The organism is Paenarthrobacter sp. MSM-2-10-13 (assembly GCF_011605365.1).
GTDB lineage: Bacteria > Actinomycetota > Actinomycetes > Actinomycetales > Micrococcaceae > Arthrobacter.
This window is the reverse complement of record NZ_JAAOXO010000003.1, coordinates 67,069-81,907: the sequence shown is the minus strand read 5'-3', so window position 1 is coordinate 81,907 and position 14,839 is coordinate 67,069. Positions and strand designations below refer to the sequence as shown.

The window sequence follows — 14,839 nt, the reverse complement described above, 5'->3', positions numbered from 1 at the left end:
GCGTGAAGGCGTAGACACTGCTTCTCGTGGGGCAGTACCGTGGCAGTAATTCAAGCCACTTCCGGCAACGAACCCCTGTGGTGCAATTCTCCAAAGCACCCAAGACGAAGGAGTCGCCATGACTGTCACGGTTGAACGCGAAAGCGAACTGCTGGCTTCCGTCCCTACCGGCCTGCTGATCAACGGTCAGTGGCGCCCGGCTGGTTCCGGAAAGACCTTTGATGTTGAGGACCCGGCGACGGGCAAGGTCCTGCTCAGCATCTCCGATGCCGGTGCTGAAGACGGCGCTGCCGCCCTCGACGCCGCTGCTGCCGCCCAGGCTGACTGGGCACGCACCGCACCGCGCGAACGCGGCGAGATTCTGCGCCGTGCCTTCGAGCTGGTCACTGAGCGTGCCGAAGACTTCGCGCTGCTGATGACCTTGGAAATGGGCAAGCCCCTGGCCGAAGCCCGTGGTGAAGTGACCTACGGTGCCGAATTCCTGCGCTGGTTCTCGGAAGAAGCTGTCCGCGTGTCCGGCCGCTATTCCGCAGCACCTGATGGCAAGAACCGCCTGCTGGTGCAGAAGAAGCCGGTGGGCCCCTGCCTGCTGATCACCCCGTGGAACTTCCCGCTGGCCATGGCCACCCGCAAGGTAGCCCCAGCTGTCGCAGCCGGCTGCACCATGGTGCTCAAGCCCGCAAACCTGACCCCGCTGACCAGCCTCCTGTTCGCCCAGGTCATGCAGGAAGCCGGCCTTCCCGCCGGTGTCCTGAACGTCATCCAGACCTCCACGGCAGGCGCTGTCACGGGCCCGCTGATCAAGGATGACCGTCTCCGCAAGATCTCCTTCACCGGCTCCACCCCGGTGGGCCAGGCCCTGATCCGTGAAGCCGCGGACAAGGTCCTGCGCACCTCCATGGAACTGGGTGGCAACGCCCCGTTCGTGGTCTTCGAGGATGCGGACCTGGACAAGGCCGTTGAAGGTGCCATCGCCGCGAAGATGCGCAACATGGGCGAGGCCTGCACCGCAGCAAACCGCTTCATTGTGCACGAGTCCATCGCCGATTCCTTCGCGGAGAAGTTCGCCGCCAAGATCGGCGCACTCACCACCGCCCGCGGCACCGAGCCGGAGTCCAAGGTTGGCCCGCTGATCGACGGCAAGGCCCGCGACGGCGTTCACGCCCTGGTTTCCGAAGCCGTAGCAGGAGGTGCCACAGCAGTCACCGGTGGTGCCGCCGTCGACGGTCCCGGTTACTTCTACCAGCCCACCGTGCTGAAGAACGTTGCCGCCGATGCCCGCATTCTGCAGGAAGAGATCTTCGGACCGGTAGCGCCCATCATCACCTTCTCCACCGAAGACGACGCTGTTCGCTTGGCCAACAACACCGAATACGGCCTGGTTGCCTACGTCTTCACCAAGGACCTCAACCGCGGCCTGCGCATCAGCGAAAGGATCGAGACCGGCATGCTCGGCCTCAACGCCGGTGTGATCTCCAACGCCGCCGCGCCGTTCGGTGGAGTCAAGCAGTCCGGCTTGGGCCGCGAAGGCGGCTCCGAAGGCATCGAAGAGTACCTCTACACCCAGTACGTAGGTATCGCGGACCCGTACGCCGACTAATGCTGCTCTTTCCACCAAGGAGCCCGGTCCGCCGCTCTCGCAACAAGAACGGTTGACACATGCAGGGGCCCGGCCCCGGAACCACAAGTTCCGGCGTCGGGCCCTTTGCGTCTGAATCCGGGTCAGCGGTCCCGTACCTAGCGGCGCTGGGGGAGCAATCCTTTGAGCCTGCGCCAGGAAAAAGCGATCGCCCGCCCCGTTGCCGTGCCGAACCTTCCAACAGCCCGGAACGGTGCGCCGAGGGCATGCACCCAACGCTGCATCATCGACGGCGGCAGCCAGTCCGCGCGGAAGCGGACCAACCAGCGGGCATTGTTCCGCAACGATTCGCGAACGACAGCGATCCGGGCGGCCGCTGACGGCGCAATCATCATGGTTCGGCCGTACCGTTGCCGTTCGAAGTCCGAGGTGAGGGACGCGACTGCCTCATGCGCGGCGTCGTCGAGTCCTCCCGCGACCCCCAAGGCGGAGCTGGAGCGCAGCCGGGCGGAGAAATGCCTCGGCGTCTCGCTGGGCGTTGACGGCACGCCGTAGTCGGTGGAGAGATCCTGCAACTCCGCCCAGGCCAGTTCAGGGGCAGGATCCTTATAGCCCGGGAAGTCGGAATCGGCCGGAGGCTTTTGGCTGAGCCGGCGTCGCCGGAGCACCGTCCGGCTCAACCTCGGCGACCACAGGAATCCAGCAAGCACCAGGACCCCGGCCACTGCGGCGCCGATCGCTGGCCACGGGTTCACTGCGGCCGAACTTGCGGCAGGCGTATTCAAGCCAGGGAGTGGGGCAGCTGGGGTGGGAGCGGGGGCGGGGGTGGTAAGCACCTCTTTCTCATCCGCGTTGGTGCTCAAGTTGCCGGCTACCGAACTTTCCGTCGCGTAGTCCGGAGGAACGCCGCGGGACGGTGTCGGCTCGAAGGGGACCCAGCCCAGGCCCTCGAAGTACAGCTCAGGCCACGCGTGCGCGTCCCGGGCGTCAACCTCGTATTCGGGGAAGGATCCCTGACCCACCAAGGCCACCGATTCACCCGTGAGGCGGCCCGGCGCGTAGCCCACCGCAATCCTGCTGGGGATGCCTTCAGCCCGTGCCATGACCGCCATGGCGGAGGAAAAGTGGACGCAATAGCCGCTCTTCACTGCAAGGAAGTCGGCCAGGACCGAGAGGCCGTTGCCGTCATAGCCATTCTGGACGGGAGCCTGAAGTGAATAAGTGAACTCGCCTGAACGCAAGTACTTCTGGATGGCCAGCGCCTTGGCGTAATTGCTGCCAGCCGATGCTGTGACGGTATCAGCCGTTTGGCGCACGATATCCGGAAGGTTCCCGGGGACCCTCAGGAAGTCCTCGGAGATATCCTGCGGAACGGCATTGGCCTGAGATAGGGACTGCGCAGTGATCTTGGGAGCTGCGGAGAATACCACATACCGTTGCGCGCGGGTGGTGGTCTCCGTGCTCATGATGCTCAAGGTTGATGGATCCCACGTCCATCGTCCGTTAAGGCCGTTTACTGAGGCGGGGGCAAATGGAGCAGGAAGGTAAGGGCTGGAAAACAGGCCCGCATTGACCGACGTGACCGCGTTGACCACCTCGCCTTGGATCGCATATCCGGTCTCGATCCTGTCCACGCCCGCCCGGCGACCCGCCCCCCGATCATCAGGGGCCCAGGTTTCGCCGTCGAAGTTCTCCACCGTCACGGAGCGGAGGTACAGGGGAGCGCTGGCACTGGTGGCATAGGTGATGCGTCCCGAACCGGTGGGGCTGCGGAGGCTGTTGCCCAAAGTGATCATGGGGTTGAGCCCATTGGAGGTTCCCCAGGGGCTCAGCCGGGAGCCCTGCGGAAAGGTGCCGGTCTCGAACCCGGGAATCACCACAGGAACGGTCATGGTCAAGGCCAGTGCCAGGCCGCCTGTAACCACCGAGCGCCTGAACTGCCCGGCTCCGCGTCCTGAACCCGACTGCAACCTCGCATCCGGGGCGAACCAGTGGCTGCACCCGAGGATGAGCAGGTAGCCCACGGCCGCGCCCATGAATCCGGCGACGCCCACGCTCTGGGGTTTGATGGTTGCCGGGACCACCATGACAGCCAGGAGACCAATGCCGCTGGCGGCCGGCATGGACAGGGGAACGGCAAGGGCATCGATCAAGATCACCAAGAGGCCCAGGCAAGCGCAGAGGACAAAGACGATCCCCGCGTTGGGTGCCACAGGCGCACTTTCGGACACCACTGTCTCTGCAGCCCGTTTGATAAGGCGTCCGACGGCGGTGAAGGTTCCGGTGGTGGGGATGAACCCCGCCAGGCTTTCCTGGCGGCAGAAAATGAAGCTGAGGATGCCGGCCAACGAGGCAAATGAGGCCAAAGTGACCAACAACGGCTGGGCACGGAGCGCTCGGAGTACAGCAAGCGTCAGTGCGACCACCACCACGGTGGTGATCAGCGGCATGAACCAGGCCCAGCCCCTCAGGACTCCATTCAGGGACAGGGCAGCGCCAAGAACGGCCACTGAGACTGATCCCGCCATGACCCACGGGTATGGTCCGGCCCCCGGGGCCCGTGGCCGTAGCGGCTTGCCGGGTGCGGGCTTGCCGGAATCGGGTGTGCCGGAAAGACCGCCGGGTTGAGTCGGCGCTTTGGGGGAGCCTTGGTGTGATGTAGCTGTCATCGGGGCACCGCCGCTCCACGCCGGACATCCATGGCGGCATCGGCTGCCGCCACGATTCCGCCCTCGTCGAAGGCAGACCAGGCTGAGGTCAGCCGGGTCTTTGAGGTGACTGCCGCAGCTCTCCAACCTGCCAGGCGCAGGATCTCCAATACTTGGTCGGTGTTACGCGAAGCATCGGTCACCACCATGGCGAAAGCATTGGCGCCATACCCGGCCGCGGGAGCGAGCGCCCGTGCTTCTGCGAGTGTCAGGTTGCCCACCAAGGCCAGCAGGGGACCGCGCAGGCGATGCGCCGAGAGTTTGTCCATCAGGTGGTCGTTGAACGGAGAATCCGCAGTCTCCGCGCCCGCTGCGCCGGAGGTGCCCTCTTTATGTTCCGGACCGGATTTGTGGTCCCCGTTCTCGGCCCGGTGGTGATCCGGCCTGACGTGCCGGGGGCCGCTCAGCTCCACGGCCGCCAAAGCCTCGGCGATTGCCTGAAGGCCGCCCGCACCCGAGAACTCCTCCGCATCAGGATCCGCGGCCGACCTCGAACGGTGGAACGCCGGCCCACCGAACGAGTCAAGGAGCCGCAACGAATAACTTCGTTCCGCCAAGTGTGCGGCGATCGACATCGCTGCCGTAACTGTCCACTCAAAGTTGGTACTGGTGACCAAATCCGAATCTTCGTCACGGCTTCCGAACACGGAGCCGTTTCCGGAGGCAAAGGCGGTGAACCTTTGGTCAAGGATGAGAGTCGCTTCCGGTGTGGTTACCGACTCCTCCTGACGGACCATGAGCTGGCCATGGCGGGCCGTAGCGGCCCAGTGAACGCGTCGCATGGGGTCCCCATGCCTATACTCGCGGGTCATAATGTCGTCGTCGCTGGGATTGGCCCGGATGCGGGTTGCCGTCACGCCGTCATTGCCCCGCGCCCCGGCCAGGCCCGTGACGGGAAGTTCGACGGCGGCAGGCGTCACGGTCAGGAGGTCGCCGTCGTCAATTGCGTGCCTGCGCAAAGACAAACCAAACGGGTCACTGAACTCTGCCGTGACCGGACCGATCCGGAACTGTCCACGCTTGCCCGAGCGAAGGTGATACTCGTAGCGGCTGGTGCCACCTGACGCTGACCTGGCCGGAAAACGGAAAGCGGGAGGCTCCCCGAAACGCTGAGGCAACTGCTCCTCCATGATGACCTGCCCCGTGGCAGATGAAGAACGGGCAATGGCCAGGCGAACAGTGGTGGTGCTTGAGGTCTCCACCGTGGACGGGTTGAACTCGCGGTACACCTGGAACTTTGGTTTGAGTACCCGGACGCCGGCAAGCGCCACCAATGGCAGGAGAATCAGCAGGACCGCCAAGGACAGGAGATCGCGCCTTCCCATGACGTAGGCGCACCCCAGGGAAAGGGCCCCGGCTGCCAGGAGTCCCCAGCCACGGTTGGTGAATAAATGCTTGGGAAGCCGATCCATGAGCGCCATTGGGGCGTGTCTCCTAAACGCTATGCCTGTCCCTGCGCCATGCGCCGGGCGGTTCCTGGGCAACGGGCAGGGAAGCGAAGATGCCCCGAAGAATACTCTGTGGAGTATCGCCCGAACTCGCGGCCTTGCGATCCAGGATGATCCGGTGGGCCAGCACCGATTCGGCAACGTCCACCACGTCATCAGGGAGGACAAAATCGCGGCCATCCAAAGCTGCCGTGGCCTTGGCAGCACGCAACAATTGCAGCAAAGACCGAGGGCTGGCGCCCAGGCGAAGGCGTGCGCTGTCCCGGGTGGCCCGTCCAATGGCCACCGTGTACTCCTTGATGGCCGTGGAGACGTACACCTGCTGGACCGTGGAAATCATGGCAGCAACATCGGCAGCGGTCACCACGGGAGTCACGTTTACCAAGGGCGAGGACGCCTGATGCGTCTCCAGCATCTCGATTTCGGCGTCCTTGTCCGGGTAGCCCATGGAAATCCGAGCCATGAAGCGGTCACGCTGGGCTTCAGGAAGCGGGTAGGTGCCTTCCATTTCGATGGGATTCTGTGTGGCCACCACCATGAAGGGCAATCCCAGCTGGTAGGAATGGCCGTCCACGGTTACCTGGTGCTCCTCCATGCATTCCAGCAGCGCGGACTGGGTTTTGGCCGAAGCGCGGTTGATTTCGTCACCGATGACGATGTTCGCGAACACGGCTCCGGGGCGGAACTCGAACTGCCGGGAAGACTGGTTGTAGATGGACACGCCAGTGACATCGGAGGGAAGCAGGTCAGGGGTGAACTGTATTCGGGAGACCGTACAGTCCACACTCCTCGCCAACGTCTTGGCCAACAGGGTCTTGCCCACGCCCGGGACGTCCTCCAAAAGAAGGTGACCCTGGGCCAGGAGGACCGTCAGGGCGAGCTTTGCCGCGTCCGCTTTGCCGTCTATGACCTTATTGATGGAACCCAGGATGCGCTGGCTGGCATCGTGGAACCGTTCCGCGTCCATGACCTGCGGCCTATGCCCGTTGAGCCCGGAACCATCCTGTGGCAGGGTGCTGTAAGCCTCGCCCTGGACGGGCGGAGGCTCAACGGTGACTTGTTGCTTGGACTCCATGAATCGCCCTTCAGCCGTGGCCTCGGCAACAGCAATCTTCGCTAAACGCTGTTGTTGTTGACCGCTTGTCCGTTCCAGACTACCTAGACATTGGCCGCCGCTGACATAGTGCTCCGGAATTTATGTGCCATGTGGAATTTAGTGTGTACAACTTGGTGGTTGCCCAAGGAGGACCGCAGTCCGATTAAGGTGGAAGCATGTGCAACTCCCTCGCCCCAGCACCCTACAGGGCGCCATCCGATGCAGCAGAAGAAAAAGATTCCCGCCGGGAATACCCGCCGGCACCGGAGCCCCTCCCCGTAGCCGTCATGGATAACCACACACATCTGGACTTCAGGCACGGACTGATCGAGGTCTCCGTCAGGGATGCCATGGACTCCGCAGAAGCGGTGGGCGTGCAGGGAGCCGTGCAGGTAGGTTGCGACCTCGAATCGTCACGATTCACAGTGCAGGCCGTGGACGCTGATCCCCGGCTACTGGGCGCCGTGGCCATCCACCCCAACGACGCCCCCGAATACGCGGCCCGCGGGGAGCTGGAATCCGCGCTCGCCGAGATCGAGGAGTTGGCCCGGCATCCGCGGATACGGGCCATCGGTGAGACAGGGTTGGATTTCTTCCGGACCCACGGTGAAGGACTGGCGCATCAGCGGTACTCGTTCCGCCGCCACATCGACATCGCCAAACGGCTTGACCTGACGCTGCAGATTCACGACCGCGACGCCCACGACGACGTCGTCCAGGTTCTGCGCGAAGAAGGCGCTCCCGAGCGTGTGGTTTTCCACTGCTTCTCCGGAGATGAAGAACTCGCCCGGATATGCAACCGGAACGGATGGTACATGTCGTTCGCCGGGACAATGACGTTCAAGAATGCCGGGAACCTCCGCGCCGCCCTCGCCATCGCCGAGCCAAGCAGGATTCTGGTGGAAACCGATGCACCGTTCCTCACACCCCATCCCCACCGTGGCAAGCCAAATGCCAGCTATATGGTGCCCTACACGGTCCGGTCCATGGCGGACGTGACAGGAGATGACTTGTCCGAACTTTGTTCCCGCCTGGCCGAAAATACCTTGAATGCCTACGGATCCTGGGCATAAACGGCCCTTTTGCGTCCAGGTTCAGCAGCCCGGCTGGATACCCGGTATGCACGTTTCTTGGTTCGTTTATAACGGATCGGTTACTGTGTTAAACAAGTAGCCGGGGTCGGGGAAGGCCTTCGGACAACTGCGTCGGTTCATTCCGGGGCAATCAGTTGAATGTTTTTTGGCGGCGCAGATGCCGGCAGCAAGAGCAGGACCAGGCGTGTTGCCTGGCCCTGATGTTTTGCGGTCGGCATTACTTTTGCGCTTTTCCCCGTGCCCGGATGGTCTGAGAGTAATGGGCGATCGTGATCAAGTTCTTCACAACGGATGGCAAGTTCAGCTTCCTCAAAGTAGGTACCCAGTTGCTGGTAGTCGCGGCGCTGGTGGTTGGTGTTGTGGCCTTCGTGGGCAACAACAAGACCGTCACCCTCAACGTGGACGGCAAAGTGAGCTCCATCCAGACCTTTGGCGGCACTGTTGACCAAGTGGTCAAGGCAGCCAAGGTCGAGCTGAAGGACGCGGACCGCGTTTCGCCGGCCCTCGACGCGAAGGTCGACAACGGTTCAGTGGTGAACGTCAACCTGGCCAAGGCCGTGTCCATCGAACTGGACGGCGCCCGGAAGACCGTGAACACCACGGCCCCTGATGTTGCAGGCCTTGTGAGCGAGCTCGGCGTAGCCAGTTCCTCCGAAATCTCCCAGCCCAAGGAAGCGTCGTTGGAAGTAACCGGCTCGTTCGTTTCCATCTCCACGCCCAAGACCATCAGCGTCGTAGCTGACGGCAAGGACACCAGCACCACCACGACGGCGGCCGACGTCGCCACCGTGCTCAAGGAGACCGGAATTACTGTGGGCGCCAACGACCACATCTCCCAGCCCGGCAATGCTCCGATCGTCCAGGACATGGTAATCAAGGTCTCCCGCGTGGACACCAGCAAGACCGCCGAAGCCACAGAAGAAGTTCCCTTCGAAAGCGTGAAGAGCGACAGCGCGGAGCTCTTCAAAGGCGAAGAGAAGGTGACCCAGGAAGGCGTGGCAGGATCGTTGGTCAAGACTTTCAAGCTTGTCCTCGTCGACGGCCGTGAAGCTTCCCGCACCCTGGTCTCCAGCAACGTCGCCACCCAGCCGGTTCCCGAGAAGATCAGCGTCGGCACCAAGGCCCGTCCCGTTGCCACTCCCGCTCCCCAGGCAGCAGCCGCCGCAGCGGCACCCGCAGCCAGCGGCCCCACCGGCGCCCCGAACGAAGCCATGTGGGACAGGATTGCGCAGTGCGAATCGGGCGGAAACTGGTCCATCAACACCGGCAACGGCTACTACGGCGGACTGCAGTTCTCCAGCCCCACCTGGTTGGCAAACGGTGGTGGAGCCTACGCTCCCAACGCCAGCCTGGCCACCAAAGCGCAGCAGATTGACATCGCAAACCGCCTCTACGCAAAGAACGGCCTCAGCGACTGGGGATGCGCCCACGCGGCCTGACCCCGCACAGGCGATACGATACCTAGGTGACTGAACCGAATTCCGAACCCGCCGCCGTCGCGCCTTTGATGGGTGCCACAGATATCCGACGGCTCGCCGAAGAAATCGGTGTACGCCCCACCAAAACGCTGGGGCAGAACTTTGTGATCGACGGCAACACGATCCGCAGGATCGTGGCCGCTGCCAACATAGCCGATGGTGAGACCGTGCTGGAGGTTGGCCCCGGCCTTGGCTCCCTGACGCTCGGCTTGCTGGACGCAGCCAAGACCGTGGTCGCCGTCGAAATCGACCCCGTCTTGGCGGAAAAACTGCCCGAGACCGTGCGGGCCTGGCGTCCCGAGGCGGAAGAGAACTTCCACCTGGTGCTCTCGGACGCCATGAAGGTCACCGAACTGCCCCTGCCTCCCACCGCGTTGGTGGCCAACCTGCCCTACAACGTGGCTGTGCCCGTGGTGCTTCACCTGCTGCAGCATTTCCCCAGCCTCCAGCACGGCCTGGTCATGGTGCAGGACGAGGTTGCCGACCGTCTTGCCGCCACGCCGGGTTCCAAGATCTACGGTGTTCCGTCGGTCAAGGCTGCCTGGTACGGGCACATGCGCAAGGCGGGTGTGATCGGAATGAACGTGTTTTGGCCGGCACCGAAAATCCATTCAGGATTGGTGGCTTTCACCCGGCACGACCCCCCGGAAACGCATGCAACCCGTGAACAAGTGTTCGCTGTCATTGACGCAGCCTTCGCGCAGCGGCGGAAGACACTGCGAGCAGCACTTGCCGGTTGGGCCGGGAGCGCCTCCGAAGCCGAACGGTGCCTCGTTGCCGCCGGTGTTGACCCCACCGCACGCGGCGAGGTCCTGGACATCAACGCCTACGTCAAGATCGCCGAAGCCCGCCACCCTGTGAGCGCATGAACCCGGGCGGCCGCAAACCCAGCAGCCTCCCGTTCGTGGGGGAGCGCTTCCACGCCCGCACAGTTCGGGTCAAAGCCCCGGGCAAAGTCAACGTCTCCCTGAGCGTAGGCCCGTTGCGGCCTGATGGCTACCACTCGGTTGCCAGCGTGTACTTGGCCGTCTCTCTGTATGAGGAAGTGGCTGCCACAAGTACAGAGACTCCAGGAATCACCGTCAGCATCAGCCCGGACAGCACACTGGACCTTGACGGTGTGGATATCCCCTTGGACGAACGCAACCTCGCCTACAAAGCGGCAGCCATCATGGCCGAAGTGTCTGAAAAGCCAACAGGCGTGCACTTGGAAATCACCAAACGTGTGCCCGTGGCCGGTGGAATGGGCGGCGGCTCCGCAGATGCCGCAGCCACCCTGTTGGCGTGCGACGCACTGTGGAACAGCGGCCTCTCACGCGAGGAACTCGCGCATTTGGCGGCCGAGCTGGGCGCGGACGTTCCGTTTTCGCTCCTGGGCGGCACCGCCGTCGGGCTTGGTGTGGGAGACGAACTCTCACCCGCACTGGCCAAGGCACAAATGGACTGGGTGCTGGTTTTTGCCGACTACGGGCTGTCCACACCTGACGTATTCCGCACCCTTGACGGTCTCCGGGATTCCGAAGGCGTCGAGATTCCGGAGCCCGTTGATGTTGACCCCACCATCCTCCAGGCCCTGCGGAACGGCGATCCCGAAACCCTCAGCCGCGTGCTCATCAACGACCTCCAGCGGGCCTCCATCACGCTCGCCCCCCAACTTCGCGACACCATTGGGCTGGGCGAAGCGCGAGGCGCCCTCGCCGGCATGGTGTCAGGCTCCGGTCCCACCATCGCGCTGCTTGCCCGGGATTCCGTCGCAGCCGCGGTTCTTGCTGAAGAGCTTGGCCACCGTGGACACAATGCCCTGGCCGTACACGGTCCGGTTCCCGGCGCCCGGATCATCTCCGATACCCTCCTTTAGTACCCTCCAGCTCCCGTACCCCCGCATTCCAGCAGTAGAAAGTAGTACCCATTGGCCCACCTGCTTGGCGGCGAAAACCTCACCGTTTCGTTCGCGACCCGCACTGTCCTCGACGGCGTCACCCTAGGCTTGGAGGATGGCGACCGCATCGGCATGGTGGGCCGCAACGGCGACGGTAAATCGACGCTCATGCGCCTGCTCGCCTCCCGCTCGACGCCGGACTCCGGTCGCGTCACCAAGCGCGGGGACGTCAACGTCGGCTACCTGGACCAGGGCGACGTGCTCGACGGCGACCTGACAGTGGGCGCTGCGATCGTCGGCGACCGCGCGGACCACGAATGGGCGGCCAATCCCAAGATCCGCGAAGTCATGGGCGGACTGGTGGGCGATGTGGACTGGCACGCCAACGTCCACGCCCTCTCCGGTGGCCAGAAGCGCCGCGTCGCGCTGGCCAAGCTCCTCATCGAAGACCACGACGTCATCATGCTGGACGAACCCACCAACCACCTCGACGTCGAAGGGGTCGCCTGGCTGGCCCGGCACCTCAAGACACGCTGGCGCGCCAACCAGGGCGCCTTCCTCGTAGTTACCCACGACCGCTGGTTCCTGGACGAAGTCTGCAATTACACCTGGGAAGTCCACGACGCCATGGTGGACATGTTCGACGGCGGGTACGCCGCCTACGTCTTGGCGCGCGCCGAGCGCGACCGCACCGCCGCCGTCGTCGAAAGCAAACGCCAGCAGCTTGTCAAGAAGGAACTTGCGTGGTTGAGGCGCGGCGCTCCCGCCCGAACCGCCAAGCCCAAGTTCCGCATCGAGGCTGCCAATGACCTCATTGCCGATGTTCCCGACCCCCGCGACTCCGTTGCCCTCAGTAAAATGGCCACCGCACGCCTGGGCAAGGATGTGCTTGACCTTGAGAACGTGACGCTGGACTTCCTGGACGGCAACGTGGGGCAGAAGCTCTTTGACAACATCACGTTGCGTCTGGCCCCGGGCGAACGGCTGGGGCTGGTGGGCGTCAACGGCGCCGGCAAATCCACCCTGCTGAAACTGCTTAATGGCGAAATCCAACCGAGCTCGGGCAAGGTCAAGCGCGGTAAGACTGTGGTCACGGCCGTATTGACCCAGGACGTTAAGGAACTGGACGACGTCTCCGATCTTCGCGTCATTGAGGTCATCGAGCGCGAGAAGCGGTCCTTCAGTGTGGGCGGCAAGGAATTCACCGCCGGCCAGCTGGTGGAGCAACTCGGGTTTACCAAAGAGAAGCAGTGGACCCCCGTTTCGGACCTTTCCGGCGGTGAGCGCCGGCGGCTTCAACTCCTGCGCCTGCTGGTGGGGGAGCCCAACGTACTGATGCTCGACGAGCCCACCAACGACCTTGATACCGACACCCTTGCCGCCGTCGAGGACGTTCTGGATGGTTGGCCGGGAACGCTGGTGGTGGTCAGCCACGACCGTTACCTGCTGGAGCGTGTCACCGACAACCAGATGGCACTCTTGGGCGACGGCAAACTCCGTGGGCTGCCCGGCGGCGTGGATCAATACCTGGAACTGCGTGAAGCTGCACTGGCCTCGGGCGCCGTTGGGGGCGGCTCCGGTGCTCCGACAGCCGCTACCGGGTCCTCGTCCACTGCCGCCTCTTCCGGTGCCAGCGAAGCCGAAAAGCGCGAAGCCCGCAAGGACCTTAACAGGATCGACCGTCAGCTCGGCAAGATCTCACAGCAGGAAGAAAAGCTCCACACCCAGATGGCCGCTAAGTCCGAATCCGGCGACTTCGATGCCCTGGGGGAGCTCAACGCCAAGCTGCAGGAGCTGCTCGAGGAGAAAGAGGGCCTGGAGCTGGAGTGGCTGGAGGCCGCCGAAATCCTCGGCGAGTAGGAGTGCTGCGGCCTGTCAGTGCCGTTTCGCCGTCGCTTAGACACGACGCATAGGGGCTCCTGCGGTCGCGGGGCGACCTACGGTTCCCGATGCGCCGCGATGCGCTCCTTCGCGAAACGCCACTGACCGCCGATTACCAACGCTCGCTCACATCCCGCGGGTTTGGGGCGATCCCTCTCTCACATCCCGCGGGTTTGGGGCGATCCTTCTCTCACATCCCGTCGGTTGACGACGCCGGCTCGTAGCCTATGAGCCAGCGCAGGCCGTGGCGGTCCACAACCTGGCCGTCTGATGCACCCCACGGTTTTGGCGCGAGCGGGTCCACGATCCGGCCGCCCTCGGCGAGTTTGTCGAACCATTCGTGGAGAACGTGGGGATCGGCTGCTCCAAGCAACGAGAGCATGGCCCCTTCGATCTGTACGGTCTTCTCGCCCGCCGCTGCGTCAGATCCGCTGAGGGAGACGACTCCGCTGAGGACTCCGTGGGCAATCGCTTCCGGTGGCCCGTCCGTGCGTCCAAAGTCCCGGTACGAATGCAGGGACAGTTCACCACCGAAGACTTCGGCGTAAAAGCCAAGAGCATCTCGAGCTGAGCCGGGAAAACTGATGTAGAGCTGGGGCGCCGTCATGAACCAAGCTTACAAAAGTGCCAGGGCGCGAGGGATGTGAGAGACGGTTGGGTTTTTGGGGGTGGGATGTGAGAGACGGTTGGGTGTAAGGGGCGCGGAATAGACCTAGCCTTCGCTGCGGAGCCCGGGTTCTTTTTGCAGCCCGGTCAGGCCGTTCCAAGCCAGGTTGACCAGGTGCGCGGCAACGGCGCGCTTGTCCGGCGTACGGCTGTCGAGCCACCACTGGCCGGTCATCGCCACCATACCGACAAGCATCTGCGCATACATTGCTCCGTCTGAAGCGCTGAATCCACGGCGCGCGAATTCGTCGGAGAGAAGATGTTCCACGCGGGCGGTGACGTGGGAGAGCAGAGTGGAGAAGGCGCCCTCGGGCTGCGAGGGCGGGGCATCACGCATGAGGATCCGGAAACCATCCGTGCGGTCTTCGATGTATCCCAGAAGGGCCAGGGCGGCGCGTTCAACCAGTACCCGGGGCTTGGCTTCAGTGCTGAGGGCCTCGGTGATGGAATCCAAAAGGATCCGGAACTCGGTCTCCACCACCTGCCGGTACAGGCCTTCCTTGGACCCGAAGTGCTCGTAGATCACGGGTTTTGAAACGCCGGCTGAGGCGGCGATTTCCTCGATGGTGGTGCCGTCCAGGCCCCGGGCGGCGAAGAGTGCGCGTCCTATGCCTATGAGCTGTGATTTGCGCTGCTGCCCGGTCATTCGTACGCGCGCTGCCGGAGCAATGGTGGCGCGTGCTGCGGCCTCGGACACAGCAGCCGGCCGGGGGAGTTCAGTGCGGTTGCTCACCTGACCATCATGCCCTAAGTAGGCTGGGGAAGGGCTGATGGGCGGGCTGCCTGAGGGTGGAGGAACCAGTCACGGAGCAGACGCGGGGCGGTCAAGTCGCGAAGCACAGGGTGGTCATGGCAAACTAGTTTCTTGTGTGTGCATCCCGGTGATCCGGGAAACCCTCCGGGCCGCAAGATTCGGGGGACGAAAGCATGCACGGTCCGCTCTGGTGTAATGGCAGCACCCCGGCCTTTGGAGCCGTGGAGTATAGGTTCGAATCCTATGGGCGGAACGG

The 14,839-nt window shown here is 63.7% G+C and carries 11 protein-coding genes and 1 tRNA gene; 7 read left to right on the top strand and 5 right to left on the bottom strand.

Annotated elements, in window-relative coordinates; all coding sequences use genetic code 11:
• Positions 1–118 precede the first annotated feature (118 nt).
• Positions 119–1,600 carry an NAD-dependent succinate-semialdehyde dehydrogenase gene (locus HAV21_RS08710; protein ID WP_142939845.1) on the top strand — a complete coding sequence of 494 codons (1,482 nt, stop codon included), beginning with the start codon at positions 119–121 and terminating at the stop codon, positions 1,598–1,600.
• 137 nt (positions 1,601–1,737) lie between these two features.
• On the opposite strand, the gene HAV21_RS08705 is transcribed toward HAV21_RS08710, so the two are convergent.
• From HAV21_RS08705 to HAV21_RS08695, 3 genes are read right to left on the bottom strand one after another with little or no spacing between them, the layout of a single operon-like run.
• A complete protein-coding gene (locus tag HAV21_RS08705; RefSeq protein ID WP_166841421.1) occupies positions 1,738–4,248 on the bottom strand; it encodes a DUF3488 and transglutaminase-like domain-containing protein in 2,511 nt (836 codons plus the stop codon).
• Positions 4,245–5,708 (bottom strand): DUF58 domain-containing protein, encoded by a 1,464-nt coding sequence (locus HAV21_RS08700; protein ID WP_166841420.1) that lies wholly within the window; start codon positions 5,706–5,708, stop codon positions 4,245–4,247. The genes HAV21_RS08705 and HAV21_RS08700 overlap by 4 nt, the downstream gene beginning before the upstream one ends.
• A 13-nt stretch (positions 5,709–5,721) precedes the next feature.
• Positions 5,722–6,810 (bottom strand): MoxR family ATPase, encoded by a 1,089-nt coding sequence (locus tag HAV21_RS08695; RefSeq protein WP_142939840.1) that lies wholly within the window; start codon positions 6,808–6,810, stop codon positions 5,722–5,724.
• A gap of 197 nt (positions 6,811–7,007) precedes the next feature.
• On the opposite strand from HAV21_RS08695, the gene HAV21_RS08690 reads away from it, so the two are divergent.
• From HAV21_RS08690 to HAV21_RS08670, 5 genes are all read left to right on the top strand, one after another.
• The gene (locus HAV21_RS08690) at positions 7,008–7,904 is read left to right on the top strand and encodes a TatD family hydrolase (RefSeq protein WP_142939839.1); all 897 of its coding nucleotides are present in this window, start codon (positions 7,008–7,010) and stop codon (positions 7,902–7,904) included.
• Positions 7,905–8,194: 290 nt separating this feature from the next.
• Complete coding sequence (locus tag HAV21_RS08685) at positions 8,195–9,364, top strand: resuscitation-promoting factor (RefSeq protein ID WP_142939838.1); 1,170 nt, start codon at positions 8,195–8,197, stop codon at positions 9,362–9,364.
• Between the two features lie 26 nt (positions 9,365–9,390).
• Positions 9,391–10,272: a 16S rRNA (adenine(1518)-N(6)/adenine(1519)-N(6))-dimethyltransferase RsmA gene (rsmA, locus tag HAV21_RS08680; protein WP_142939837.1), complete on the top strand. Its 882-nt coding sequence runs from the start codon at positions 9,391–9,393 to the stop codon at positions 10,270–10,272.
• The gene (locus tag HAV21_RS08675) at positions 10,269–11,261 is read left to right on the top strand and encodes a 4-(cytidine 5'-diphospho)-2-C-methyl-D-erythritol kinase (protein ID WP_166841419.1); all 993 of its coding nucleotides are present in this window, start codon (positions 10,269–10,271) and stop codon (positions 11,259–11,261) included. Before rsmA ends, HAV21_RS08675 begins: the two co-directional genes overlap by 4 nt.
• 51 nt (positions 11,262–11,312) lie before the next feature.
• A complete protein-coding gene (locus HAV21_RS08670; protein ID WP_166841418.1) occupies positions 11,313–13,142 on the top strand; it encodes an ABC-F family ATP-binding cassette domain-containing protein in 1,830 nt (609 codons plus the stop codon).
• Between the two features lie 211 nt (positions 13,143–13,353).
• On the opposite strand, the gene HAV21_RS08665 is transcribed toward HAV21_RS08670, so the two are convergent.
• Positions 13,354–13,770, bottom strand: coding sequence for a VOC family protein (locus HAV21_RS08665; RefSeq protein ID WP_142939834.1), 417 nt, complete (start codon positions 13,768–13,770; stop codon positions 13,354–13,356).
• A gap of 105 nt (positions 13,771–13,875) precedes the next feature.
• On the bottom strand, positions 13,876–14,475 hold the full coding sequence (locus HAV21_RS08660; RefSeq protein WP_142939843.1) for a TetR/AcrR family transcriptional regulator: 600 nt from the start codon (positions 14,473–14,475) through the stop codon (positions 13,876–13,878).
• A 289-nt stretch (positions 14,476–14,764) separates the two neighbouring features.
• Between HAV21_RS08660 and HAV21_RS08655 the strand changes: the two genes are divergently transcribed.
• Positions 14,765–14,836, top strand: a tRNA-Gln gene (locus tag HAV21_RS08655).
• Positions 14,837–14,839 lie beyond the last annotated feature (3 nt).

What these genes read in the sequence shown, in the direction of transcription:
- HAV21_RS08710 (WP_142939845.1), top strand. Translation starts at nt 119, where the DNA reads ATGACTGTCACGGTTGAACGCGAAAGCGAACTGCTGGCTTCCGTCCCT.
- HAV21_RS08705 (WP_166841421.1), bottom strand. Translation starts at nt 4,248, where the DNA reads ATGACAGCTACATCACACCAAGGCTCCCCCAAAGCGCCGACTCAACCC.
- HAV21_RS08700 (WP_166841420.1), bottom strand. Translation starts at nt 5,708, where the DNA reads ATGGCGCTCATGGATCGGCTTCCCAAGCATTTATTCACCAACCGTGGC.
- HAV21_RS08695 (WP_142939840.1), bottom strand. Translation starts at nt 6,810, where the DNA reads ATGGAGTCCAAGCAACAAGTCACCGTTGAGCCTCCGCCCGTCCAGGGC.
- HAV21_RS08690 (WP_142939839.1), top strand. Translation starts at nt 7,008, where the DNA reads ATGTGCAACTCCCTCGCCCCAGCACCCTACAGGGCGCCATCCGATGCA.
- HAV21_RS08675 (WP_166841419.1), top strand. Translation starts at nt 10,269, where the DNA reads ATGAACCCGGGCGGCCGCAAACCCAGCAGCCTCCCGTTCGTGGGGGAG.
- HAV21_RS08665 (WP_142939834.1), bottom strand. Translation starts at nt 13,770, where the DNA reads ATGACGGCGCCCCAGCTCTACATCAGTTTTCCCGGCTCAGCTCGAGAT.
- HAV21_RS08660 (WP_142939843.1), bottom strand. Translation starts at nt 14,475, where the DNA reads ATGACCGGGCAGCAGCGCAAATCACAGCTCATAGGCATAGGACGCGCA.